Origin of the sequence: Streptomyces vinaceus, from assembly GCF_008704935.1 — a bacterium.
Classification (GTDB): Bacteria; Actinomycetota; Actinomycetes; order Streptomycetales; family Streptomycetaceae; genus Streptomyces; species Streptomyces vinaceus.
The window spans coordinates 6,900,900-6,924,841 of sequence record NZ_CP023692.1; the positions used below are offsets into that span (position 1 = coordinate 6,900,900).

17 protein-coding genes and 1 pseudogene are annotated in these 23,942 nt (G+C 73.4%); 6 read left to right on the forward strand and 12 right to left on the reverse strand.

Annotated features, from left to right (window positions below):
- Positions 1 to 10: 10 nt before the first annotated feature.
- The 9 genes from CP980_RS31120 to CP980_RS31160 all read right to left on the reverse strand — a co-directional run bounded on the left by CP980_RS31120 (position 11) and on the right by CP980_RS31160 (position 10,424).
- A complete protein-coding gene (locus CP980_RS31120; RefSeq protein WP_150529624.1) occupies positions 11 to 1,126 on the reverse strand; it encodes a hypothetical protein in 1,116 nt (371 codons plus the stop codon).
- A 4-nt stretch (positions 1,127 to 1,130) separates the two neighbouring features.
- Complete coding sequence (locus tag CP980_RS31125) at positions 1,131 to 2,621, reverse strand: oligosaccharide flippase family protein (protein ID WP_229907012.1); 1,491 nt, start codon at positions 2,619 to 2,621, stop codon at positions 1,131 to 1,133.
- The gene (locus tag CP980_RS31130) at positions 2,618 to 3,343 is read right to left on the reverse strand and encodes a YveK family protein (protein WP_229907013.1); all 726 of its coding nucleotides are present in this window, start codon (positions 3,341 to 3,343) and stop codon (positions 2,618 to 2,620) included. The genes CP980_RS31125 and CP980_RS31130 overlap by 4 nt, the downstream gene beginning before the upstream one ends.
- A 131-nt stretch (positions 3,344 to 3,474) precedes the next feature.
- A complete protein-coding gene (gene wecB / locus CP980_RS31135) occupies positions 3,475 to 4,590 on the reverse strand; it encodes a non-hydrolyzing UDP-N-acetylglucosamine 2-epimerase (protein ID WP_123510946.1) in 1,116 nt (371 codons plus the stop codon).
- Between the two features lie 4 nt (positions 4,591 to 4,594).
- Complete coding sequence (locus tag CP980_RS31140) at positions 4,595 to 5,851, reverse strand: nucleotide sugar dehydrogenase (protein WP_150529625.1); 1,257 nt, start codon at positions 5,849 to 5,851, stop codon at positions 4,595 to 4,597.
- Positions 5,851 to 6,672 carry a WecB/TagA/CpsF family glycosyltransferase gene (locus CP980_RS31145; protein ID WP_150529626.1) on the reverse strand — a complete coding sequence of 274 codons (822 nt, stop codon included), beginning with the start codon at positions 6,670 to 6,672 and terminating at the stop codon, positions 5,851 to 5,853. The genes CP980_RS31140 and CP980_RS31145 overlap by 1 nt, the downstream gene beginning before the upstream one ends.
- Positions 6,669 to 7,847, reverse strand: a complete 1,179-nt coding sequence (locus tag CP980_RS31150; RefSeq protein ID WP_150529627.1) for a hypothetical protein — start codon at positions 7,845 to 7,847, stop codon at positions 6,669 to 6,671. The genes CP980_RS31145 and CP980_RS31150 overlap by 4 nt, the downstream gene beginning before the upstream one ends.
- A 429-nt stretch (positions 7,848 to 8,276) precedes the next feature.
- The gene (locus CP980_RS31155) at positions 8,277 to 8,888 is read right to left on the reverse strand and encodes an acyltransferase (protein ID WP_099888193.1); all 612 of its coding nucleotides are present in this window, start codon (positions 8,886 to 8,888) and stop codon (positions 8,277 to 8,279) included.
- A gap of 105 nt (positions 8,889 to 8,993) precedes the next feature.
- The gene (locus tag CP980_RS31160) at positions 8,994 to 10,424 is read right to left on the reverse strand and encodes an alpha/beta hydrolase family protein (RefSeq protein WP_150530421.1); all 1,431 of its coding nucleotides are present in this window, start codon (positions 10,422 to 10,424) and stop codon (positions 8,994 to 8,996) included.
- Positions 10,425 to 10,629: 205 nt separating this feature from the next.
- Between CP980_RS31160 and CP980_RS31165 the strand changes: the two genes are divergently transcribed.
- The 6 genes and pseudogenes from CP980_RS31165 to CP980_RS36775 all read left to right on the forward strand — a co-directional run.
- Positions 10,630 to 12,018 carry a hypothetical protein gene (locus CP980_RS31165; protein WP_150529628.1) on the forward strand — a complete coding sequence of 463 codons (1,389 nt, stop codon included), beginning with the start codon at positions 10,630 to 10,632 and terminating at the stop codon, positions 12,016 to 12,018.
- A 36-nt stretch (positions 12,019 to 12,054) separates the two neighbouring features.
- The gene (locus tag CP980_RS31170) at positions 12,055 to 13,317 is read left to right on the forward strand and encodes an AAA family ATPase (RefSeq protein WP_150529629.1); all 1,263 of its coding nucleotides are present in this window, start codon (positions 12,055 to 12,057) and stop codon (positions 13,315 to 13,317) included.
- The gene (locus tag CP980_RS31175; protein WP_132760010.1) at positions 13,314 to 14,543 is read left to right on the forward strand and encodes a vWA domain-containing protein; all 1,230 of its coding nucleotides are present in this window, start codon (positions 13,314 to 13,316) and stop codon (positions 14,541 to 14,543) included. The genes CP980_RS31170 and CP980_RS31175 overlap by 4 nt, the downstream gene beginning before the upstream one ends.
- 231 nt (positions 14,544 to 14,774) lie before the next feature.
- Positions 14,775 to 15,464: a DedA family protein gene (locus tag CP980_RS31180; protein ID WP_099888191.1), complete on the forward strand. Its 690-nt coding sequence runs from the start codon at positions 14,775 to 14,777 to the stop codon at positions 15,462 to 15,464.
- On the forward strand, positions 15,461 to 16,120 hold the full coding sequence (locus CP980_RS31185; protein ID WP_150529630.1) for a phosphatase PAP2 family protein: 660 nt from the start codon (positions 15,461 to 15,463) through the stop codon (positions 16,118 to 16,120). Before CP980_RS31180 ends, CP980_RS31185 begins: the two co-directional genes overlap by 4 nt.
- Positions 16,121 to 16,491: 371 nt before the next feature.
- Positions 16,492 to 17,205 (forward strand): annotated as a pseudogene (locus tag CP980_RS36775) (SGNH/GDSL hydrolase family protein); the annotation flags it as partial.
- 175 nt (positions 17,206 to 17,380) lie between these two features.
- On the opposite strand, the gene CP980_RS31195 reads toward CP980_RS36775, so the two are convergent.
- From CP980_RS31195 to CP980_RS31205, 3 genes are all read right to left on the reverse strand, one after another.
- Positions 17,381 to 19,672 (reverse strand): immune inhibitor A domain-containing protein, encoded by a 2,292-nt coding sequence (locus CP980_RS31195; protein WP_150529632.1) that lies wholly within the window; start codon positions 19,670 to 19,672, stop codon positions 17,381 to 17,383.
- A 181-nt stretch (positions 19,673 to 19,853) separates the two neighbouring features.
- On the reverse strand, positions 19,854 to 21,716 hold the full coding sequence (locus tag CP980_RS31200) for a M1 family aminopeptidase (RefSeq protein ID WP_150529633.1): 1,863 nt from the start codon (positions 21,714 to 21,716) through the stop codon (positions 19,854 to 19,856).
- Positions 21,717 to 21,852: 136 nt separating this feature from the next.
- Complete coding sequence (locus CP980_RS31205) at positions 21,853 to 23,859, reverse strand: CASTOR/POLLUX-related putative ion channel (RefSeq protein ID WP_229907014.1); 2,007 nt, start codon at positions 23,857 to 23,859, stop codon at positions 21,853 to 21,855.
- Positions 23,860 to 23,942: the final 83 nt, after the last annotated feature.

The window sequence follows — 23,942 nt, forward strand, 5'->3', positions numbered from 1 at the left end:
GGTTCGATCGTCAGGGGGACGGCTCGGGGACGACGGGCCGGCCGTCGGCCGTGCGGTTGCCACGCCACACGTTCCCGGCGCCGCCCGCGTTCCAGGCGGTGACCAGCCCGTAGGCGCCGGCGTTCGGGTGGTACTCGGCGGAGAACACGTTGTCCGTGACCTGGATGCCGGTGGCGCCCGGCCCGCCGCCGTACAGCGCGTAGGCCCCGCCCGCCAGCCAGTTGCCGTCCACCACCACGGAGGACACGGTGCCGGTGTCCGCGAAGAGCCCGATCGCGGCGCTGGCGCCCTGATGGACGGGGACGGGGTTCAGGAGGGTGTTGTGGCGGACGGTGAGGCGGCCCTTGTTGCCCCCGCCGCTGATGACGGCGTCGGTGTGCTGCCATTCGCCGCCCTGGTTGCGGAAGGGGACGATGTCGTGGACGTAGTTGTCGTGGAGGTCGCCCTGGCCCATCGAGAGGGCGTTGCCGAACACGGAGACGTCGCACCAGCCGACCTCGATCGAGCTGCCGCCCATGTTGGAGACCGCGTAGTCGACGCCGCCGTTGTCGGGGCCCTTGCCCGGCACGGCCGTGATGGTGGTGTGCAGGACGCGCAGACCGCTGAAGCCGGGCCGCAGGTTGATCCCCCACCAGTTGGCGGAGGTGATCCGGCTGTCGATGACGGTGACGTCGTTGGCGTAGACGTCCAGCGAACCGCGGATGTCCCAGCCCTTGATGACCGTGCCGTCGGTCTTCACCGACATGTCGCCCGTGTCGTGCCGCTCCAGCGCGATCCGCGGGCCGGTGGTCCGGGCGTCGGGGAATCCGCAGGCGCCGGGCGAGGAGCAGAGGCCGCCGGCGGGGGCCGTGCTCGTCCCCGGCGAGGGCGCGCCCGAGGGCGTGGCCGTACCGGCGGACGGGCTCGGAGCGCCCGACGCGGACGGATCGGCCGACGGGTCGGCGGAGGGCGAGGGCGTGGACCCCGGCCGGGGGCCGCCGCCGGGGCACTGGAGGGCGCTGTCGGGGCAGGGCCCGGCCGAGGGCTCGCTCACCCCGGTCCGGTCGGCGTCGTACAGGGCCAGTACGACGGCCAGGACGGCCCCGGCCAGCAGCCAGGCCAGAAGACGCCTGCGGTCGCGTACCACGCGGCTACCCCGCGGCCCGCGCCGAGCCGCGCAGGAAGCCGCGGCTCGGCAGGACGCACACGACGTACACGAGCGTGCCCGCGGCGCCGGTGGCGAGGAGCGCGAGGACGCCGTCACCCACGAGGCGCTCCAGGCCGAGGACCACGGCGGCCATCACGGCCCCGCCGAGGAAGGGCCAGGCGCAGGCCCGCGCCACGGTCCCCAGGCCCACCCCACCGCGGTGCAGCGCGAAGAGGAACACGGGCACCACGACGACGCAGGCGACCAGGACGTGCCCCTGGGCCACGCCCACGATCCCGCCCGCGCCGGCGCCGATCACCAGGGCCGGGACCAGGACGACCAGCCAGAGCCCCTGCACGCCGATGAGCGAGCGGCGCCGGCCGATGGCCACCAGGCAGTCATACGCCAGCTCGCAGCCGATCCGTACGAGACCGAGCGCCATCAGCCAGGGCAGCGCGGCGGCCGCGGGCAGCCAGCGGTCCCCGTAGACCAGCCCGACGATCGGCGAGGCCAGGGCGGCCAGCAGCACGCACAGCGGCACGGTCCCGGTCATCACCACGCCCAGGGCTCGGCCGAACCCCCCGGCCAGCGCCCCCGGCGAGTCCGCCAGCCGGGAGAACCCGGCGAAGGAGACCCTGCGGGCCGCCTCGGAGATGATGCGCACCGGCCAGCCGGAGATGTTGAAGGCGAGCACGTAGAACCCGAGGGCCAGTTGGTCCAGGGCGGAACCCACCACCATGGTGTCCACGTTGACGACACCGAGGGCGAGCATGCTGGCCCCGGCGAGCGGCAGCCCGAAGCGCAGCAGCGCCTTCGCCTGCTCCCGGTCCCAGCCGAACCGCAGGGTGCCGGGCGCGGCGAGGCAGCATCCCAGCAGGGCGGCGGCGTTGCCGGCCACGGAACCCCAGGCGAAGCTCATCGCGCCCCACCCCTGTACGGCCAGCAGCAGGGTCACCCCGGTGCTCAGCACGAAGTTGACGGCGTCGATGGCCATCCGCCTGCCCTGCGCGAACTCCCGGGTCAGGAACCCGGCGGGCACCTGCGAGAGCCCGTCGAGGACCACGCACACGCACATCACCCGCAGGATCCCGGAGGCCTCGGGGGAGCCGAGCACCCGGGCCACGGCGGGGGCCGCCGCGAACAGGACGGCGTACAGCAGGCAGCTGGAGGCCACGCTCAGGGTCAGCACGGTCGGGGCGAAGCGGCGCGGATCGCCCTCCCAGCGCACGATGGCCAGGGAGACGCCGAGCTCGTTCGCGGAGAGCAGCACCAGCAGCACCGTCTGGGCGATCCCGTACACGCCCCAGGCCTCGGGGCCCAGGAAGAAGCGGGCCAGGACGATGCCGGTGGCGAAGTTGCCGAGGCGCATGACCACGGTGTTGACCAGGCTCCACCGGGCGGCGGAGCCGACCTTGCGCCCCAGCGACGGCGCCTCGGGCGCAGGCTCGGGCGGGGTTCCGGCCGGAGTCCGGACCCCGGCGCCGGTCCCGGTCACGGCGAGGCTCCGGCGGACGCGCGGGCGGTACGGGAGCCACTCGCCCCGGAGCCGGCGGCGTCGGGCTCCCCGTCGGAACCGGCGCTCTCGGCGGCCGCGGGCCGGTGCCGGCCCGGCTTGTCGGACCTGCGGCGCCGGGCCTCCACGAAGAACGTGGCCACCAGACTCAGGACGAAGCCCAGCGCCCCCGCCATGATCAGGTACTGGAGCCGGGTCTTGGTCTGCGCCTCCGGCTTCTGGGGCGGGACGATCGTCGCCATGCGGATCATGGCCTCGGGCGTCACCGACTGCTGGACCTGGAACTCCTGGAGCCGCTTCTCGGCGTACGCGGTGAAGACCTGGTCCGACTTCAGGACGGCGGCCGGATCGGTACCGGTGACGCTCAGCCACATGAAGGGCCCCTGCGCGTTGTCGGCGATCTTCGCCTCGTACTCCCCGGTGACGCCCCGGGCCTTGAGGTCGGCCCGGGAGTCGTCGGAGTTCAGGTTGCGGGCCAGGCCGTCGGCCATGCCGGTGAGCGAGGCCTGGGTGCTCAGGAAGGGGTTGCCGTCGAAGGCCACCGTGGCCTTCTTCGAGTTCAGGAGCGTCACCGTGCTCTGCGACCGGTACTCCACCGGGACGAGCACGTACACCCCTGCCACGAGTGCGGCCGTGAGCAGCAGTCCGGGCAGCAGCACGTACCAGCGCCTGCGCATGACCCGCCAGATCTCCGCGAGATCCATGGTCTTCCCCCTCGCGGCGGCGCCGTGTCGGCCACGCGCCGCCGCTGTCTTCATGTGCGGATTACGGTTCTTGCTCTTCTTCGGTGCCTGCGGTTCCTGCGGTTCCTGCGGTTCCTGAGGTTCCGCCGTGGCTACGGGGCGAGGTCGGTGGGCCGCAGCCGCTTCCCCGCGGCCCCGCCCTCCAGCAGGACCCGCGCGATGCGATCGCTCGCCCGGCCGTCCCAGAGTTCGGGACAGCGTGGGGCGGGCGGATCGTCGAGCACCCGGTCCACCACGGCCGTGATGCGCGCCGGGTCGGTCCCCGCGAGGACATTGGTGCCCTCCTCGACGGTGATCGGCCGTTCGGTGTTGTCCCGCAGCGTCACGCAGGGCACGCCGAGGGCGGTGGTCTCCTCCTGGACGCCGCCGGAGTCGGTGAGCACGACCCGTGCTCCGTCCTGGAGTGCGATGAAGTCCAGGTATCCGGCGGCCGGGACCAGCCGGATCCCGCCGGGCACCCCGATCTCCTCCAGCCGCTGCGCCGACCGCGGGTGCACGGGAAGCAGCAGCGGGCAGCGCTCCGCGATCTCGCCCAGCGCCTTCAACAGGCCGCGCAGGGCGACGGGGTCGTCCACGTTGGCCGGCCGGTGCAGGGTGACCAGGCCGTACCCGCCCCGGGTGAGCCCGTACCGGTCCAGGACGTCCGAGGCCCGGGCCCGGTCCAGGTTGGCGAGCAGGGTGTCGATCATGACGTTGCCGACGACGTGGATCTGGTCCTCCCGGTACCCCTCCGCCCGCAGGTTCGCGGCCGCGTCGGGGGAGGGGGCCAGCAGGTAGTCGCTGACGCGGTCGGTGGCGACCCGGTTGACCTCCTCCGGCATGCTCCAGTCCCGGCTGCGCAGTCCCGCCTCCACGTGGGCCAGCAGCGGGCCGGCCTTCGCGGTGACCAGGGCGCAGGCGAGGGTGGAGTTGATGTCGCCGACCACCACCACGGCGTCCGGGGCCAGTTCCTCGACCAGCGGCTCGAAGGCCGCCATGACGCGGCCGGTCTGCTGGGCGTGCGTACCCGATCCGGCACCGAGGTACCGGTCGGGCGGACGGATGCCCAGGTCGCGGAAGAAGACGTCGTTCATGGACTCGTCGTAGTGCTGCCCGGTGTGGACGAGGACCACTTCGGCGCCGCGGCGCTCCAGCGCGTCCATCACCGGTTTGATCTTCATGTAGTTGGGCCGCGCTCCGGCCACGCAGATGATCCTGGGCTTGGGCATGGTGTCAGAGCACCTCCACGGTGGGTCCGGAGAGCCGGTTGCGGCAGTCGAGCACGAACGAGGCGTGCTCGGTGACCATCGCGTAGTCGAAGGCGTCGTGGTCGGTGAGCAGGACGACCACGTCGGCCGCGGCCAGCTCCTTGCGCGTCGGCTCGACCCGTACGAGCCGGGAGTCGACCTTGAGGCCCTCCACCACGTGGGGGTCGGCCGCCCGCACCCTGGCCCCCATGTCCAGGAGCAGCTGGGAGACGCGCACCGCGGGTGATTCGCGCGCGTCGCCGGTGTTCTTCTTGTACGCGAGCCCCAGCAGGAGGACCTTCGAGCCGTTGACGGAGCGGCGCTTGGTGTTGAGCGCGTCCATGACGCGGCGCGCCACGTACTCGGGCATGTGGCTGTTGATGTCGTTGGCGAGCTCGACGAAGCGGAAGCTCTGGCCCAGCTCGCGCTGGACCCGCCAGGACAGGTACGAGGGGTCGATCGGCAGGCAGTGGCCGCCGACCCCGGGTCCGGGGGTGAACTTCATGAAGCCGAAGGGCTTGCTGGAGGCCGCCTCGATGGCCTGCCACACGTCGATGTCGAGGTGGCGGGCGAACATCGCTATCTCGTTGACCAGGGCGATGTTCACGTGCCGGAAGGTGTTCTCCAGCAGCTTGGCCAGCTCGGCCTCCTTGGGCGAGCTCACCGGCACCGTCTGGTCGACGAGGTCCGCGTAGAAGGTCTCGACGGCCTTGAGGGAGCGGGCGTCCACGCCGGAGACGACCTTGGGCGTCTGCTGGAAGCCCCAGACGGTGTTGCCGGGGTCGATGCGCTCGGGGCTGTAGCCGAGGTGGAAGTCGGCGCCGGCGGTGAGGCCCGAACCGTCCTCCAGGATCGGTCCGAACAGTTCCTCGGTGGTGCCCGGGTAGGTGGTGGATTCGAGGACCACGGTCGCGCCGGGCCGCAGGAAGCGGGCCAGCGTGTGCGCCGACTCCTCGATGTAGCGCAGGTCGGGTGCACCGTCCTGTAACGGGGTCGGAACGGTGACGACCGCGACGTCGAAGCCGCCGCAGTCGCGCGCGAGTTCACTGGGCTGGTACGCACCGCGCTCCAGCGCGCGGGTCAGCCGTTCGGAGGAGACGTCCTCCACGTACGATTCGCCGGCGGCGAGGCTCTTGACCCGCCGGGCGTCCACGTCGTACCCGATCACTTGGTGTCCGACCTCGGCGGCCCTGATGGCCAGCGGCAGGCCGACGTATCCCTGTCCCACGACGACGACGCGCATCAGTGACTCCTGTTCGCGGAACCGGCAGACGATGTGGCGGGCGGCAGTACGGACGGCGTACGGCGGACGAGCTCGCGGACCGTCATGACGAGGAAGGCGGTGTTGGTGGTGAGGTAGCGCTTGCCGAGGCGGCGCGGCTCCTGGAGGGCGCGGTAGAACCATTCGAGGCCCATGCGCTGCCAGACCACGGGCGCCCGCTTGGTGATGCCGGCCAGGATGTCGAAGGAGCCGCCGACGCCGTGCACGACGTGGGCGCCGGTGCGCTTGCCGTACCCGGCGGTGAAGATCTCCTTCTTGGGCGAGGTCATGCCGAGGAAGAGCAGGTGGGCCCCGCTGGCCGCGACGGCGTCGGCGATCTCCGGCTGTTCGGCGTCGTCGAAGTAGCCGTTGCGGCTGCCGGCGACGCGCAGCGCCGGGAAGCGCTCCGCGATGCGGCCGAGCATCAGGTCGAGTACGTCCTGCCGGGCGCCGAGCAGGTACACGGGTACGTCCGCGCTCTCGGCGGCGGCCAGCAGCCGCATGAACAGGTCGATCCCCGCGACCCGTTCGGGCAGCCGGACACCGAGGACGCGGCCGGCCCAGACCACGGCCTGGCCGTCGGCCAGGACGAGGTCGCAGCCGGAGACGGCGGCCGCGAGGCGGGGGTCGCGGCGCATGTTGACCAGCTTGGCGGCGTTGACCATGCCGATCTCGATCTGCTCGCCGCGCTTCACCGCGTCGAGGCAGCGCTGCACGGTCTCGTCCATGGTCAGGGCGTCGAGCGTGACCCCGAAGAGGGTGCGGCGGGAAGGGAGGCCGTGGCGGTTCTGCCGTCGGGTCATCTCTCCAGCCCCCCGAGCCACGCGTGGAGCAGCCAGCCGAACTCGTACGGCCGGCACTCGCGGTCGATGACATCGGGGCGGAAGGCCCGGTCGAGCGGGGCCAGCCGCGCGTTCGGGGCCACCTTGGTGGTGAGCCCGCGGGCGGCCCGGACGGCCTTCGCGGGGTCGCCGCGGTAGACCTTGCGCCAGGTGACCCCGTACTTCTCGACGATCATGGGCTCACGCGGGGTGCCGTCGGGCCCGCTGATCTCGGGCACGTCCGTCATCCAGCGCAGCCCCCTGCGGATGGCGGCGCCGAAGTCGGTGCCGCCCGCCTCGGCGAGGTCGAACAGGGCGGTCGGCGCCATGGCGTGCTGGTGCACGCTGTAGACGGGATAGCCCTCCACCACGCCGCCCGTGCGGGCGTCGTAGTGCCACCACCACTGTCCGCCGTCGCCCTGGAGCGCGCAGATCCGGGCGGCGCAGGCATCGGCGGCCGCGAGGGCCTCCGGGTCCGGGCCGCTCGCGTGCAGCCGGGCCAGCGCCTGGAGCGGGTACGTCTGGTCGGCGAAGCAGGCCACGTGCGAGCGGTACCCCGGGACGAGGCCCGGAGCGGTGGCGTGCGGGAACAGCGGGCTGCCGGGGGCCCTGGCCGCCAGCAGCCGGTCGCGGGCGACCGAGATCCGGTCCTCCACGTCCGCCGCGGTGCGGGCCGCGGCCAGGGCGGAGAGCACCCAGGCCGCCTCGACCGTGTACCGGGGCCGTCCGGGGACGTCCAGTACGGCCACCCGCGCGAGGGCGTCGGCCAGCTTCGGGTGGCCGGTCTCCGCGGCCACCCAGGCGATGAGCGCCGCGTCGCCGAGGTTCGTGACCTCGGGCAGCCGCTCCACCAGCAGCCCCGCGTACTCCTCCACGGCGTGGCCGCCGAACAGCGCGCGCTGCCGGTCCTCGGGCAGGAACCGCGCCCCCAGTGCGGTGATGGCCGCGTACCGGGTGCTCGTCCCGCGCGCCTCCATCCGGCGGACGCCGGCGGTGGTGACGGTGCCGACCCGGGTGAACACGAAGGTCTCGGCGCCCGGTACGTACATCTGGGGCAGTCCCGCCTCGGCCAGCGCGAGCAGCCGCTCGGCGAGGGCGTGCAGCGCAGGGTCCTCGTGGGCCAGTGCTCCTAATCGTGCTGCTCGTGCTGCGGTCACCGGGTCCCCACCCCGGCTTCCCGTGTGCTGCGCGCACTTCGCATGTCCGAGCTGTTCGGCTCCAACACACCTACCCCCTCTGATTCGTTCCTCGGACAGACCCGGCGGCCGTCGTTCGGAGGGGTTCGCGCATGACGGCGCACGTGCCGGCGGTCTGTTTCCCCCCGATGGCACGAACCGTCCGGGGCCGCCCACTGGATCCCCCCAGCGATGCCCCGGACCGGAGCACGCGCGGACGGCAGCGCCGGGCGGGCGCGTTGCGCGCCGTCCGTCGTCACTTGGTCCGCGATGCCCTCGTCGTGTACAACCCCCCACTGAACAAAGCCTGTTGCCTGCTCAGATCCCGTGTACAGGGACAAGGTATGCCCATGGATGTTCGTTGATTGCGGTTTTGCGGAAATGCCACTGACCTAAATTGCCGACGTGCCGTCAGTTCCGCTTGTGCGGGGTTTCGACCAGCGTTCCGTCCCGCTCCTCGTGCAGCACGCCGGTGCGCGGGCACTCCCACACGCCCGGCTCGCCCTCGCGTTCCACCAGCCGGACCCCGGCCCGGCCCACCCAGCCGATGCGGCGGGCCGGTACCCCTGCGACCAGTGCGAAGTCCGGTACGTCCCGGGACACGACGGCACCGGCCGCGACCAGCGCCCACCGCCCGATCCGCACCCCGGCCACACACACCGACCTGGCTCCCAGCGAGGCCCCTTCGGCGACCACGACACCGGCGGCCTCCCAGTCGCCGCCGCGCTTCTGTTTGCCGTCGGGGTCGACGGCGCGCGGGTAGAAATCGTTGGTGAGCACGGCCGCCGGGCCGATGAACACCCCGTCGCCGAGAACGGCGGGTTCGTAGACGAGTGCGTAGTTCTGGAGCTTCACGCTGTCGCCGATCCGTACGCCGGGTCCGACGTAGGCCCCCCGCCCGACGATGCAGTCGCGCCCGAGCCGGGCGTCCTCCCGTACCTGCGCCAGATCCCAGATCGTGGTCCCGTCCCCGAGTTCTGCGCTGTCGTCGACCTGGGAGGAGGGTTGGATACGGACGCTCACGACGCGGCCCCTTACGGTTCGAAGTGCGTACGGGGGGAGCATATGCAGCCCTCGTACGGCTCGCCCCGAAGTTCAACCGACTGTTCACGCAGCGGACTTGGGACGTCAGGGCCCGGCCGGGCGGTGGACCGCGAGGGTGCCGTACGCCGACAGGGCCGCGGCCGGATCCCCCGCGCCGGGGCGCAGGACGGCGTCGAGGAAGGCGAGGCTCGCCGCGGCGGTGACGCGCGGGCCCCCGGTCCGGCCGAGGGACCCGGCCAGCGACGGGAGGGGCGGCAGGTACAGCGGGGCGTCGGTGAACGTGAGGTGGCCGGTCCCGGGGACGGTGAGGCGGTAGCTCGTCGCACCGCTGAGGCCGAGGACACGGGTGAGCTGCGGGAGGTAGTCCGGATCGGTGTCCGGGCCGATGGCCTGGGTGAGGGCGAGCACGGGCTGGCGGTAGGGCTGCGGGGACGGGTCGTGGGGGTAGCCGTCCAGGTCGATGACGGCCGCGAACTCCGGATCCTGGCGGGCGGCTTGGAGGGCGGCGCCGCCGCCGAGGGAGTGGCCGGCCGCCACGACGCGGGCGGTGTCGAGGCGCCCGGTGAGCGGGCCGGCGATCGCACCGCTGTGGATGCGGCCCAACTGGGCCCGTACGAAACTCAGATCGGCGGCGCGGACCGCCGTCCACCCGGCCGCCCGCCGCTCGTCCTCGGCGTCGTCGCCCGTCGCCGAGACCTTCGTACGGACCGTGCGGCCGTCGGTGAGGACCACCGCGGCCGAGTCGTAGGGGTGGTCGAGGCCGACGACGACGTAGCCGTGGCTCGCCAACTCCTGCGCCCAGGCGGTGTTCTGGGCGCGCACCCCGCCCAGGCCGGGGGAGAACAGGACGACGGGGAACCGCTCCGCCCCGTCGGCGGCGGGCACGTCGTACGCCGCGTGGGTGCGGGCGCGCGGGAGGCCGTCCAGCAGGAAGCCGGGGAGGCCCGAGTAGTCCGCCAGCGCGTCGGAGACCACCCGCGCCTCGTGTTCCGTACGTCCGAGGTACGGGGCGGGGCGAGCGCCCGCGGCGCTCTTGCGTGCGGGATACCAGAACTGGGTGACCACCGTACGGCGGTCCTCGGGTGCGGGGGTGGCGGTCTCGGGGCGCTCGGGGTCGGTCAGCTCCAGTACGGCGGTACCGACCGCGAAGCGGCCGGTCGGCTCGGGGAACACCGGCGTGGGCAGCGCCCAGACGGCCCCCGGACCGGCGGCGACCAGCGCGAGGCACAGCGCCGCCCCCGGCAGCGCCAGCCACCACGGAGCCCTGCGCGCCCCGCGCCGCAGCAGCGGCGATACGGCGAACGGCAGCGCGAGGGCGGCACCGGCCACCACCGGCAGCATCTGCCAGCGCGGCCCGAGCACGCCGAGCACGACCCCCGACAGCACGGTCACCGCCGCCGCGCCGAAGGTGACCGGCCGCCGGGGCCGGGGCGGAAGCCACCGCGCGAGCACCAGGACGACGGCGCCCAGCACCAGAAGGACTTCCCACAGGGAGAACAACACGTCCGCATTCATCGCATCCACGTCGCCATGGTCGGCGCCCACCAGAAGCCCGGCGTCCCCCTCGGGTCTGGTGCACCCTGCGACCTGAGTCGCACCCGCCGCGCACGGCGGCGCCGCAAAACGCCTGGCAGAGCGGGTCGGCAGGGATTATGGTCATCGCGATGACCACTCAATCCACTCTCAGATCGGGGGTCCCGTCCGCGCAAGGTGAGTGCTGATGCACACTCACACCGCAGACGGTTCCATCCGATCCCCCCGCCTTTCCCTCTGGCTGCGCGTGCGCGAGTTCGCCGTGCCGCCCTCCATGATCGAGACCTCCACCACCCGCCGCCTCGCCGGGGACTGGGCCGGGGCGTGCTCCGCAGCGGGCGTCGACGTCGAGTTCCGGCTGGGCTCCGCGGCGCGCACCCACGGGCGTGAACTCGCCGACCGGCTCCGTGCCGATCTGCGCCACCTGGCTCCCGACCTGCTGCGCTGGCACATGCCGAGGATCGCCCCCGACGGGCTGCTGCGCCCCGGCCTGACCCTCACCCTGGCCCGGTACGGCCGCGCCGAGGGGGCGGGTCCGCTGCACCTCGTGGCCCGCACCCCGCCTGCCTGGGCGGACGCGGGCCAGCGGATCAGCCTCGGGCTGTGGGACGGATCCCGGGACGAGCCCGGCGCCCGCCGGCATCCGCACCCCCGCCCCGACCCGCGGTTCCGCCTCGACCTGCACCGCCACCTCTGGGACGCCCGCCGGGCCGATGGGCTGCGGGCCCGGTCCGGGGCCGATCTCCCGCCAAGTGACCTGCACGCAGAGGGATTCGTGCCGCAGGGCTATCGCTGCGCCACCGACCGCTGGGCGGCCGAGGCCGCCCTGCTGCTCGACGCCGAAGGGCGCTCCACACGCACCGTCTCCGTACGGCTCGGGTCCCGGCGCAGGCTGGTCCTGCACCTCGCGCAGGAGGGCGACGGCGCCGTGCCGCCCGCCATGCGGATCTCGGCAGCCGCGACGGTTCCCGGTGCGCCCGTACCGCCGGTCCTGCCCGATGCGGCGACCTGGGTCCTGCCGGACCTGGACCTGCTGCGCACCCGATCGGTCGAGCCCGGGCGGCTGCACCCGCTCGTCGCCTCGGCGCTCGTCCCCGGCCACGCGCCGGCCGGAGCGTCCCGGACCCCGGACCCGGCGGGGCAGCCGCACCTCGTGGACTGCCGGGGCTCCCGTCACCGGATCGGCCTCGTGGACGGGGTCCTCTCCCCACTCGACCACGACCGGGCCGAGATCCGGCGGGAGGAACTGCTCGCCGCCCTCACCGGCACCCCGCTGCCCTGCCTCCGGGCGATCGACACGGCGCACCGCAGGCCGGACTCCCTGACCGGCGTACGCGAGCGCCTCGACCACGGCGACACCGCCGGTGCGCTGGCCGTCGTCGAAAGCCTGCTCGGCCCGGACGCACTGCTGCGCGACGGAGCCCTCCGGGACGAACTGGAGGCGGCCGCGCGGCGCCGGATCGCGTACGGGCTGTTCAGGGCGGACCTCACCGGTCCCCGGCCCCGGCCCCGACCCGGCGACCTGCTCCCGGGTATCCGCCCGCCCCGGCAGCGCCCCTCACACCCCCGCCGCTGACCCGGCGCACACAACGAACCGCACAAGGTGATCGACATGTCCTCATACGCCCCGCCCGCCGCCACCGAAACCCCCGCCGACCCGATGTCCGTCCCCCGACTCGAAGTCGCCGCAGCCCTGTTGTCCCTGCTGCGCGAAAGCACCACCGAACCGCGCCCCGACACCCAACTGGAGGCCCTCACCCTGGCGGTCTCCGCCGACCTGCCCGTACTCCTGTGGGGTGAGCCGGGCATCGGCAAGACCGCGGCGCTGACCCAGCTCGCGGCCTCGCTTGACCTGCCGCTCACCACCGTGATCGCCAGCGTGCACGAGCCGTCCGACTTCTCGGGCCTGCCCGTCATCGGGGACGATCCCGCGCAGCAGGGTGTCCCGATGGCCCCGCCCGAGTGGGCCGTGCGCCTGGTACGGGCCGGCCGCGGGCTGCTGTTCCTGGACGAACTGTCCACCGCCCCGCCCGCCGTCCAGGCCGCCCTGCTCCGCCTCGTGCTCGAACGGCGCATCGGCGCCCTCCGACTACCGCCCGCGGTAAGAATCGTGGCCGCCGCGAACCCGCGGTCCTCGGCCGCCGACGGCTGGGAGCTGAGCCCGCCCCTGGCCAACCGGTTCGTCCACCTCCAGTGGACCCACGACCACGACGTCGTCGTACGCGGGCTCGGCGGGACCTGGCCCCGGGCCACGCTGCCGCGGCTCGACCCCTCGAAGCTGCCGCGGGCCGTGGACCACGCACGCCGCGCCGTCTGCGGACTGCTCGCCGCCCGACCCGCACTCGTACACCGGCTGCCCAGCGGGGAAGGCCGCCGCGGCGGCCCCTGGCCGTCACCGCGCAGCTGGGAGATGACCCTGCACCTGCTCGCCTTCGCGACCGCGGCAGGCTCCTCCCGGGAAGTGCTCTCCCTCCTGGTCAGGGGCGCGGTGGGGGACGGCCCCGGGCTGGAGCTGCTGGCGAGCCTGGACCGGATGGACCTCCCCGACCCCGAAGCGCTCCTCGCCGATCCGGACGCGGCCCTGCTGCCGGAGCGGGGCGATCTGCGGCAGGCCGTGCTCGACGGCGTGGTGGAGGCGGTCCGCAACCGCCCCGACAAGGCGCGCTGGGACGCGGCCTGGGCGCTCATGGCCCGGGCTCTGGAGACGGGTGCCCCGGACCTGGTGGTCGTCCCGGCGACCGGGCTGGCCGCGCTGCGCCGCGAGGAGTGGGACGTACCGGAGTCGATCGAGCGGCTCGCCGGTGCGGTGACCCTGTCCCGGCGGGCGGACCGCGCGACGGCGCGTGCCGCGCTGGCCACGGAGGGCGTCCGATGAGCGCGGCCGCGAGAACCCTGGACCGCGACAAGCTGTTCGCCGCACGCCTGCACGCGGCCCGGGTCCGGCCCTACCTCGCGACGGCGCTGTTCGCCCTGCACACGGTGGAGTCCCGGCAGGTGCCGACGATGGCCGTCGACCGGCACTGGCGGTGCTACGTCTCGCCGTCGTTCGTGGACCGCACGCCGGAGGAAGAACTCGCCGCCGTATGGGTGCACGAGGTCTCGCACCTGCTGCGCGACCACCACGGGCGCGGCGACCGGGTCGCGCGGGAGCGCGGGCTGCACGGCCCGGGGGAACGGCTGCGCATGAACATCGCGGCGGACTTCGAGATCAACGACGACGCCTACGGCGACGGGCTGGTCCGGCCCGAGGGCGTCGCGCAGCCGGCCGACGCAGGCCTTCCCGAGGGGCAGCTGATGGAGGAGTACCTGGGGCAGTTCGGGATCGGGTCGGCGACGCAGCACATGGCCTGGCTGGACTGCGGCAGCGGAGCCGACGGGCTGGAACGGGAGTGGGACCTGGGGGAGGACGGCGCGCACGGGCTCACCGATCAGGAACGGGACGCGGTGCGGTTCCGCGTGGCCCAGGGCATCCGCGGCCGTCCGGGCAGGACCCCGGCCGGGTGGAAGCGGTGGGCGGAGGAGGTCTTCCATCCCCCGCAGCCGTGGCGGGAGTTGCTGGGGGCCGCGGTCCGCTCGGCCGCCACGGGTTCGGGCGCGGGCGAGGACTACACCTACGGCCGCCCGTCACGGCGCTCCGCCGGAGTACCGGGCGCGGTGCTGCCGAGCCTGCGGCGCAGGCCGCCCCGGGTCTGCGTGGTCATCGACACCTCGGCTTCGGTCAGCGACGCGGAACTGGGCAGCGCGCTGCTGGAGGTCGCCGCGATCTCCCGCGCGGTGGGCGGCCGCCGGGACCTGGTCACGGTGGTGCCGTGCGACGCGGCGGCCCACGTCGCGCACCCGCTGTGCCGCGCCGAGGGCATTCCCCTGGTGGGCGGCGGAGGTACGGATCTGCGTACGGGCTTCGCCAAGGCCCTGCGGTCGGCGCCCCGGCCGGACGTCGTCGTGGTCCTGACCGACGGCCAGACGGCCTGGCCGGCCACCCGCCCCCCGTGCCGCACGGTGGTCGGCCTGTTCGCCCGGCAGGGCTCGTACGACGAGGACGACCCCGATTACGCCCCCGACACCCCGCCCGCCTGGGCCCGCGTGGTCGAGATCGGCTGACCCCCAGCGCCGCGCCGCGGCACGGCCGACCGCCGAGATCTCCTCGCCGGGACCCGCCGCGAGGGCGATCCACGGCGGCCTTGGGCCGACCGGTGGACCGGGGGGTCTGGGGTGAGCTGCGGCGCACTGCGATCGTCTACAGTGCCGGGCACCGTCCACGGACCTGTGGCCGGTCGCAGGTCGGGTGTCCTCCTCGGCTCCCGTCCTTTCACCGTACGGGAGTTGTTCCGCATGGCCCCCTTTCCTCTCCCGCTCGCGGCGGCGGCGCAGGGGCTCAGCCCCCAGGCCGTCAACCTGCTGGACGCCGGTTCCCTCCTCGCGGCCTTCGGGACGCTGGGCATCGCCGTCGTCCTGTTCGCCGAGACCGGCCTGCTCATCGGCTTCTTCCTGCCCGGCGACTCCCTCCTGTTCACCGCCGGCCTGTTCTGCGTACCGGGCGCGCACGGTCCCGTACACCTCTCGCTGCCCCTGGTCCTGTGCTCGGCCTCGGCCGGGGCCCTGCTCGGGGCGCAGGTCGGCTACCTCATCGGCCGGCGCGGCGGGCGGGCCCTGCTGGCGCGCAGCCGCAGCCGCAAACTCCACGAGGGCGCCGAACGGGCCGAGGAGCTCCTCGACCGCTACGGGCACGCCAAGGCCATCGTGCTCGCCCGCTTCGTCCCCATCGTGCGCACCGTGCTGAACCCGCTCGCCGGCGCCCTCGACGTACCCGCCCGCGTCTTCGCGCTCTGGCAGGTCATCGGCGGGCTCGTGTGGACCGTGGGCCTCGTCCTCGCCGGATACGCGCTCGGCTCCTCGGTGCCCGACGTGGACCGCTACCTGTTGCCGATCGTCGCCCTCGTCGTCCTGGTGTCCCTCACCCCGCTGGCCGTCGAAATGATCCGCAGGAGGGGCAGCCGTACCCCGAACGAAGGCTCGCGTTGATCCGTCTGTCGCTGGCCGCGGGGCTGTGCGCAGCCCTGTTCGGCCTGCTCGCCGCTCTGGTCGTGGCCCGGCACGGCGCCCCGTACGGCCTCGACCAGGAATGGCACCGCTGGTCCGTACAGCACCGCCCGTGCGTGGCGGTGGCCCTCGCGCGGGGCATCACGGCGACCGGTAGCGGGCCCGTGCCCTACGCGTGCGCCATCACCGCCGGGCTCGTCGCGGGCCGGGGGAGGAACGGCCGGCTGCTGACGGCCGCGGGCGCCCTGGGCTTCCTGCTCCTCGCCCAGGGGGTGCGCTACCTCCTCATGTACGAAGTGGCCCGGCCGCGTCCGCCCGTCGCCGACTGGGCCGCGCTCGCGACGGGGTCCGCCTACCCCTCCGGCCACGCCGCCACCTCGGCCCTGGTCGCCGGACTGCTGGCCTGGGCCGCGTGGCGTACGGCACCCCCGACGGCCGCCCGCCTCTACGGGGCCCTCGCGGCCTGCTGGGCCGTCGCCGTCGGCCTGACCCGGATCTACCTCGGCGTGCACTGGCCCACGGACGTCCTCGGGGGCTGGCTCTACGCGCTGACCTGGCTGACCGCGGCCGGGTCCGTGGCGGCGGCCGCCGAAAGCCGTGTGCGGGTCCGGCATCCGGTTGACAGGCTGGGGCCATGAAGGACCAGCCCGCATCGGCACCCGGCCCCTCCGACGGGACCGCCGCGACCCTCACCACGCCGCTCTCCGCGCACCTCCTGCGCGGCGCGCTCGACCTGGAGCGCACCGCGCACGGCCTCCTCCCGCACCGGCTCCCGGCGTGGGCCCGCGCGCAGTACGCCGACGGGCAGCTGGCGATGGCGCAGGCGCAGCCCTCGGGCGTACGGCTGGTCTTCCGCACCCGGGCCACCGTCATCGAGCTCGACGCGCTGCGCACCAAGATGGCCTACGTGGGCGCCCCGGCCCGCCCCGACGGCGTGTACGACCTGCTCGTCGACGGCCGCCTCGCCGGGCAGGCCGGCGTGAGCGGCGGGAACGTCCGTACGGTCGACATGACCACCGGATCCGTGGAGACGCGGCCGGGCCCGGTCGGCACCGTCCGGTTCGCCGGCCTGCCCGACCGCCCGAAGGACATCGAGATCTGGCTGCCGTACAACGAGCTCACCGAGCTCGTCGCCCTGCGCACCGACGCCCCCGTCGGGCCCGTACCGCAGGGCGGCCGCCGGGTGTGGCTGCACCACGGCAGCTCGGTGAGCCACGGCTCGGACGCCGCGAGCCCCTCCACGACGTGGCCGGCGCTGGCCGCCGCGCTCGGCGGCGTGGACCTGGTCAACCTGGGCTTCGGCGGCAGCGCCCTGCTCGACCCGTTCGTCGCCCGGGCCATGCGCGACACCCCGGCGGACCTGGTCAGCGTCAAGTTCGGCATCAACCTGGTCAACCACGACCTGATGCGCCTGCGCGCGTTCACCCCGGCCGTGCACGGCTTCCTCGACACGATCCGCGAAGGGCACCCCACCGCGCCCCTGCTGGTCGTCTCGTCCATCCTCTGTCCCCTCCACGAGGACACCCCCGGACCCACCGTGCCGGACTTCGGCTCGCTCGCCGAGGGCAGGCTCCGCTTCCGCGCCGCGGGCGATCCGGCGGAACGCGCCGCCGGGAAGCTGACGCTGGGCGTCATCCGTGAGGAACTGGCGCGCATCGTGGAACAGCGGTCGGCCGAGGACCCCCACCTCCACTACCTGGACGGCCGCGAGCTCTACGGAGAGGCGGACTCCGCCGAACTCCCGCTCCCCGACCAGCTCCACCCGGACGCCGCCACCCACCACCGCATGGGCACCCGTTTCGCGGACCGCGCCTTCGGCCCGACCGGCCCCTTCACCCCGTAGCCCGTTCTCGCGCGGGCAGCCGCCCCGACCGGACGGCTGCCCGCGCGGTCCGGAGTCAGGAGGAGGGGCTGACCTGGACGGTGGTCAGGGCGCCGGAGGAGGCTTCCTTGACCACCGCGATGCGGGTGCCGGTGTCCGGGACCTTGACGCCCACCTGGGGCAGGTCGGCGTTCCAGTAGGTGCCGCGGTGGTCGTCGAAGACGGGGACCCCGGGCCGCGACGGGACCAGTACCGGAACGCCCGCCTTGTGCAGGACGATCTCGTCGCTCGGGCGCGTGGAGAACGTCGCGTCGAAGGTCTGCGCCCGCGCGTTCAGCAGCGTCCCGTCGGCGTTGCGCAGCGGCTCCGGCCGGGCGTCGACCGGGAGCAGCAGGCCCGCGCCCGGGTGCGCCTTGGTGGTGTTGTCGCTGTACGCCGTGTCCCAGAGCCAGATGAGCACGCCCTGCTGGTACGGGTAGAACTCCACCGTGTCGTTCCCGGCGCCGAAGTTGTACGGCCCGGTCTTGAGGTAGGCCCCGTAGCCGGTGTAGCGCCGGTTCTCGACCAGGTACGCGCGCGGGTGCTCGGCGCTTCCCGTACGCCCCTCGGTGCGCGACCACTTGAGCGCGCTCCAGCCGTTCGCGCCCTCCTCGGCGCCGTCGTGCAGCAGCTCCCGCTCACCCGCCGTGATCCGGATGTCGTCGAACGCGACGCCCTTGCCGTGGGTGTTGCCGTCCGAGGTCACCCGCAGCCGCAGTTGGACCGCGTGGCCCGCGAACCGGTCGAGCGGCACGCTGAGTTCGGCCCAGCCGCCCGAGGTGCCGGAGACGCCCTTCGCCGGGATCGCCGCGCCGCCGACCGTGCCCGGCAGCGGGGACCAGGCGGTGCCGCCGTCCGTCGAGGCCTCCACCGTCAGGAAGTCGAAGTCCTGCTCGATGTCGTACCAGACGCGGGCGTCGAGCCGGGCGCTCTGTCCTGCCGCGCCCGACAGGTCGACCGTCCGGGTCAGGGTGTTGTCCATCAGGTCGCCGGTGCCGCTCCACCACTGGCTGGCGCCCTCGTACGGATCGGTGAGGTCGGTCCGCGTCACCGACGGCGGCAGATGCACCAGCAGGGCCTGCGGATCCTCGGTGTTGTACCCCGAGACGCCGAGCACGGCGCGCGTCTTGCGGCCCGCGTCCGCCTCCGTGTACTCCAGCCAGCCCAGTTGCAGCTTGCTCCAGGGGTCGAGGTCGCCGGGGTAGTCCCCGGTGGTGTTCTTCCCCTTGCCGAGGTAGGAGGCCGTGGACATCAGCGACCAGAAGTTGACGCCGTTGTCCCCGTCTGAGCTGTAGAGGTCCGGCAGCCCGAGATCGTGACCGAACTCGTGCGCGAACAGGCCGACCCCGCTGTTCTCGCCACCCGTCAGGTAGTCACCGGCCCAGATGCCGGAGTCCCCGACCGGGGCGCCGCCCGCCTTGTTGCCCGCGGGCCCCGCGCTGCCGGCCTGGTCCCAGTACGCGAACCAGCGGTGCGCCCAGACGGCGTCCTTGCCCTGGTCACCGCCGCCCCAGGTCTGGTCCTTGCCCGCGTGGACGACGACCAGGTGGTCCAGGTAGCCGTCCGGCTCGTCGAAGTTGCCGTCGTGGTCGGCGTCGTAGCGGTCCCATACGTCGTACTCGGCCAGCTGCGCCTTGATCTCCTCGGGCGTACGGCCCTTGGCGCGCTCGGTGTGGTACCACGCGTTGGTGGCATCGCGCACGAGGTCCCAGTTGGTGCGGCACTGGCCGGGCTCGGAGCAGTTGTCCGTCCCGTACCGGGCCTCGTTCCACGGCAGCCGCACCCAGTCGCTGACCTGGCCCTCCATGTCGTAGCGGCCGGAGGACTGGAGCCGGTAGTAGTTGCGCAGCGTGGCGGCGCCCGGGTCGGTGCCGAAGAACTGCCGCTGGTAGTAGGCCTGGTCGAAGTCCTTGCGCCACACGGTGTGGTTGTCGGTCTTCGCGGGCTTGGCGATGGTGTCGTGGCGGGGGCCGGGGGTGCCGCCGAAGCGCGGCTTGCCCTCGAACTCGGTGGTGTTGTCCACCTGGTCGCCGAACTCGGCCAGGATGACGAAGACCTTGTCCTTGCGCTCCTGGGCGAGTTCGACGTACCGCTTGCCCACCGCGGCCTTGCGGGGGAGCGTGCCGTCCGCCTCGGCCGCGGTCGTGCCGGCGGCTACGCCTTCGAGGGCCTGGCGGCGCAGGCTCTGGCGCTGGACCTCCAGCGGGGCGGAGGGCGGGGCGGGGGAGAGTTCTGGAGCCTGCTGCGCCGCGGCCGCCACCGGAGGCGGGGCGGCGGGTGCGGCGAGCGCGGGGGTGGCGAGGAGGGCGAGGGATATCGCCGCTACCACCGCTGGGAGTCTGCGCAACGTGACGGACCTTTCGGGGAGTTCGGTCGGAGCGCAGGTAATATTTCACATGTCACAGGTGACGGATAGACTGTCGACGGCACAAAAAACCGCCGCGGCAGGCGCCGGAAGGCGCCCACCGCGGCGGTGCGTACCCGGGCCGGAGTCCGGCCCGGGTGTCAGGTCAGCCGTCGATGCGGTGCTGGGTCCAGAACGAGGTCAGGTCCGTGGTCGTGGCCGCCTGGGCCGCGGCCTTGAACTCGGCGGTCGTGGAGACGCCGTACCAGTGCGAAGTGGCGTAGTCCTTCAGCAGCTTGGCCATCACCGTGTCACCGAGGACGCGCCGCAGGTCGTGCAGGGCGCACTTGCCGTACCCGTACACGACGGTGGAGTACCGGGAGGAGTGCGCGTCCCAGTAGCCCATCGAGTTGGTGATCTTCTCGGCGGACGAGGCCCACGAGACGCCGCTCCAGCAGTTGGCGCCCGTCTTGTTCAGCGCGAGGTCGGTGGCGTAGTCGGTGAACGCCTCGTCGAGCCACGGGCTCGTGTACTCGTCGTCACCGACGATGCCGTACCACCACTGGTGGCCGATCTCGTGGGTGAGCGCGGTCGTGCTGACCAGGTCGAGGACGAACCCGGGGTACTCCATCCCGCCGAACCAGTAGTTGTTGTCGATGACGGCGTCCAGCTCGCCGTAGGGGTAGGCGCCGAACCGCGCCGAGTGCGCGTCCACGGCCGACTTGGCGGTGGTCAGCATCGACTGCGAATCCGCCGAACTGATGCCGGACACCGAGTAGATGTTGATCGGGGTGCCCGCCGCCGAGGTGCCGGAGATCTTGCTGAACGGGCCGGCCGCCCAGGCGAAGTCGCGCACCTTGGTGGCGGTCGCCGTGGTGACCGTACGGCCGCTGCTGCCGGGGGTGTCCACCGAGGCGCCGGTGGCCGGGACGAGCAGGCCGCTCGGGTGGTCCAGGGCCACGCGGAAGTCGGAGGCCAGCGAGTAGAAGGACTCCCCGTTGTTGGTGTACGGGTCCAGGTGCCAGCCCGCGCCGTCCCTCACCGCGAGGACGGGCAGCGCGTTGCCGAGCATGCTGAACGCGCCGTCGTAGCCGAAGCGGTCGGCGCCGCTGGGCACGGTGATGCCCAGGTCGAAGCCGATCGTGGCGCTCTGTCCCTGGGTCAGGGGCGCCGGCAGGTCGATCTTGAGGGCGGTGCAGGCGACCGAGAGGGCTCCCGCCGTGCCACCGGTGACGTTGCTGACCGTGATCGGCATGGCGGAGCAGGTGCCGTGGTAGTTGTCCCACAGCCTCAGGTACACCTCGCTGAGCGGGGTGGGGGAGGCGTTGGTGAAGCTCGCGCTCTCGTGACCCGTCCAGGCGGTGCCGCTCGCGTTGCTGCTGAGGTCGACGGTGTACGAGGGCGCGGCGGGCGTACGGGTGGAGTCCCCGGGCGGAGTGGTGCCGCCCGAGGTGTCGAGCGCGACGTCGTCGACGACGAAGCTGGTCTGGAGGCTGGAGTCCTCGGTGCCGGAGAAGGCGACGCTGACGGTCTGCCCCGCGAACGCCGATACGTCGAAGGACTTCTGCGCGTACCCGGTGTTCTTGTCGAGGTTCGAGTACGTCGCGAGCGTCGTACTGCCGATCTTCGCCGTCAGCTTGTCGTACTTGGTCGACGTGGTCGTCTCGGCGGTGTCGACGTGCAGCCAGAAGGTCAGGGTGGTGGCGCTGCAGCCGGCCGGGATGGTGACGCTCTGGGAGAGCGTGTCGGTGTGGGTACGGCCGACGCCGTTGAGCCAGGCGAAGGAGCTTCCGCCGTGGGCGGCCTGACCGGCGCGGTTGGTGATGAGGCCGGTCTGCGACTGGCTCCAGGGCGAAGTGCCGCTCTCGAAGCCGCCGTTGGCGACGACCTGGCCTGGAGTGCAGGCGGCGGCCGTGCTCGGCGCCTGCTGCGGCGCGGCCACGGCCGCGGTGATGGACAGTGCTGCGGCGGCCAGGGCCGTGACGGCGGATACGCTCGCGGCGAGGGCCTTGTGGGGGGTGGATCTCACGCGGAACTCCTTTGAGGTGGCCGGGATTCCGGCCTGCTCGGGGGCCGCCCATCGGCTCGGGTGCGCCGGAGGGCGGCCGCGGGCTGTGCGTGTGGTGTGCCGGAAGGAGCCTGGCAGATTTGACCTGGGCATGCCATCAGGGGTGGGTAAAGTGTTCGTACTCCCTCGGCGTCTGACGTCCCGCCTTGCGGCCGCCGGGAATCGGCACCGGTTCCCGGGTCAGTACGATCACCGAGTCCTGTGGTCCCAGCCGCACGTGTTCGCGCTTGTCGGGGTTGATGCGCACCCCGTACGCGGGTCCTTCCCGGGCCTGCCCGTACAGCCGGTATCCGAGGACGCAGTGTCCCTGGCGGCGGCCGGACTCCACGACCGTGGCGAAGGTGACCTCCCGTCCCGGCAGGACGTAGTGGGGCGCGGGCTTCAGGTGGAGCGAGTCGCCCTCGGCCGAGAACAGGGCGTCGAAGACGTCGGCGAGGTGCCGGTTCTCCGCGATCTGCGTCATCAGCAGGCTGATGAGCCGGCCGCCGACGATGAAATCGCTGCCCTCCCGGGCCGGTGCGAGCAACCGGTTGCGGTCGTCGGCCATTTCGGTGACCACGGCGAGTTCCCGGCCCGAGGCCTCCTCCAGCGCGCGCAGGTGGAGCAGGGTCACCAGGGTCCGGTCGTCACCGGTCAGCGCGCCGGGGACGGCGCGGTCCGTCCCGTCGGCGTCGTCGTAGCCGAGGACGACGGCGCGGTCGAAGGACGGCACGTCGAGGGCGTCGAGATCCCGCGGATCGGTGATGTCCCCGTCGTGCACCGTGATCCGCATCCGGCCCGTACGCGAGCGTGCGCACCGGCCGGCTTCCCGCAGCGCCTCCTCGCCGGCCGCCATGACCACGAGCTCCGAACCCTCCGGGGCGCACGGCTCCAGCTGCTCGATGATCAGGGGAGCTCGCCGGTTCCAGCCGAGTACGAGGAAGCGCTCGGCGGCCGCGGCGGTCGCGCCGGGCTGCGTGATCGCCGCCTCGTCCACCGGCAGCGGCCCGTCCGCGAGCACAGCCGTGTCGTCGTCCTCGGTCACGAGGAGGATCCGGTCGTCGGCCCGAAGGACCCGGTCCTGCGCCGGGTTGAGCTCGACGCCCCCGCCCGCGGGCACGATGCCGATGACCGAGGACGTGGCGTACGCGAGGAGCAGCCGGCCGAAGGCGTGCCCGGTCAGGGCGGGCTCGCGGACCGTGTAGAACTCGTCCCCCTCGAAGTCCAGCAGTTCCTGGTGGACGAGCGAGAGGCCCGGCTCGCGCGAAGTCTGGGCGATGAGCCGGGCGGTGACGTCCTCGATGTTCAGCACCCGGCCCCGCGGCCCGGCGGCGAGCTGCGCCGCCCGGTGGTGGCGCCCGTCGCGGACCGCGGCGACGACCTCGGGGCGCCGCCGCCCCCGCCCCCGTACCGCGGCCTCCAGGGCGAGGAGGGTCTTCACCACGTGGGCGTCGCCGCCTTCGCCGGCGTGGGTGAGGACGAGTACGGCGCGCGCCGTCTCGGGGCGGGCGAGCGCGACCACCGCCGGATCCGTGGTCACACCGCTGCGGCAGATCAGCCGCGTGCGGCCCAGCCGGCCGACGGCGAGGGCGATCTCGTCCTCCATCTCCGCCTTGTCCTTCGGGCCGAGGACGGCGACGACCGCCCGGCGCCGGTTGGAGTTGGCGACGACCAGCTCGGACACGATCGGGAAGACCTGCTCGGACCAGCCCAGCAGGACGGTGTGCCGCTCCTCCAGCACGGTGGACCGGCCGCGCCGCAGGTCCAGGACCCTGTCGTTGAGCCCGTTGGTGATCAGGCCGACGAGCGTGGAGACGAACAGCAGCGCCACGAGGGCCAGCAGCACCGAGAGCAGCACGTACAGCGGGCTGCCGACCGCACCGCCGATCTTCAGGGTCTGCCCGACGCTGACCCAGACGGCCGCGAGCTGCCCCGACCAGGTCCGGGGCACCCGCCGGTCGGCCCACACCAGCGCCATGCTCGCCGGCACCACCACGGCCAGACAGACCAGGGTCAGCCAGCCGATCAGTACCGGGGTCCCGCGGGCGATGACGCTGTCGAACCAGTACCGCGTGCGCGGCAGGGCGGACCCGGGCGGTCCGTCCGTCGTCCTGCGTCCTGTCAACCGTGGTTCCTCGGGAAGCTGTCGGGTCCGGTGGCGGCGCGGCGGCGTCCGCCGGGCACCGGCGGTTCGGTGTACGGACCACG

What these genes read in the sequence shown, in the direction of transcription:
- CP980_RS31130 (WP_229907013.1), bottom strand. Translation starts at nt 3,343, where the DNA reads ATGGATCTCGCGGAGATCTGGCGGGTCATGCGCAGGCGCTGGTACGTG.
- wecB (WP_123510946.1), bottom strand. Translation starts at nt 4,590, where the DNA reads ATGCCCAAGCCCAGGATCATCTGCGTGGCCGGAGCGCGGCCCAACTAC.
- CP980_RS31140 (WP_150529625.1), bottom strand. Translation starts at nt 5,851, where the DNA reads ATGCGCGTCGTCGTCGTGGGACAGGGATACGTCGGCCTGCCGCTGGCC.
- CP980_RS31145 (WP_150529626.1), bottom strand. Translation starts at nt 6,672, where the DNA reads ATGACCCGACGGCAGAACCGCCACGGCCTCCCTTCCCGCCGCACCCTC.
- CP980_RS31160 (WP_150530421.1), bottom strand. Translation starts at nt 10,424, where the DNA reads ATGAATGCGGACGTGTTGTTCTCCCTGTGGGAAGTCCTTCTGGTGCTG.
- CP980_RS31165 (WP_150529628.1), top strand. Translation starts at nt 10,630, where the DNA reads ATGCACACTCACACCGCAGACGGTTCCATCCGATCCCCCCGCCTTTCC.
- CP980_RS31170 (WP_150529629.1), top strand. Translation starts at nt 12,055, where the DNA reads ATGTCCTCATACGCCCCGCCCGCCGCCACCGAAACCCCCGCCGACCCG.
- CP980_RS31175 (WP_132760010.1), top strand. Translation starts at nt 13,314, where the DNA reads ATGAGCGCGGCCGCGAGAACCCTGGACCGCGACAAGCTGTTCGCCGCA.
- CP980_RS31180 (WP_099888191.1), top strand. Translation starts at nt 14,775, where the DNA reads ATGGCCCCCTTTCCTCTCCCGCTCGCGGCGGCGGCGCAGGGGCTCAGC.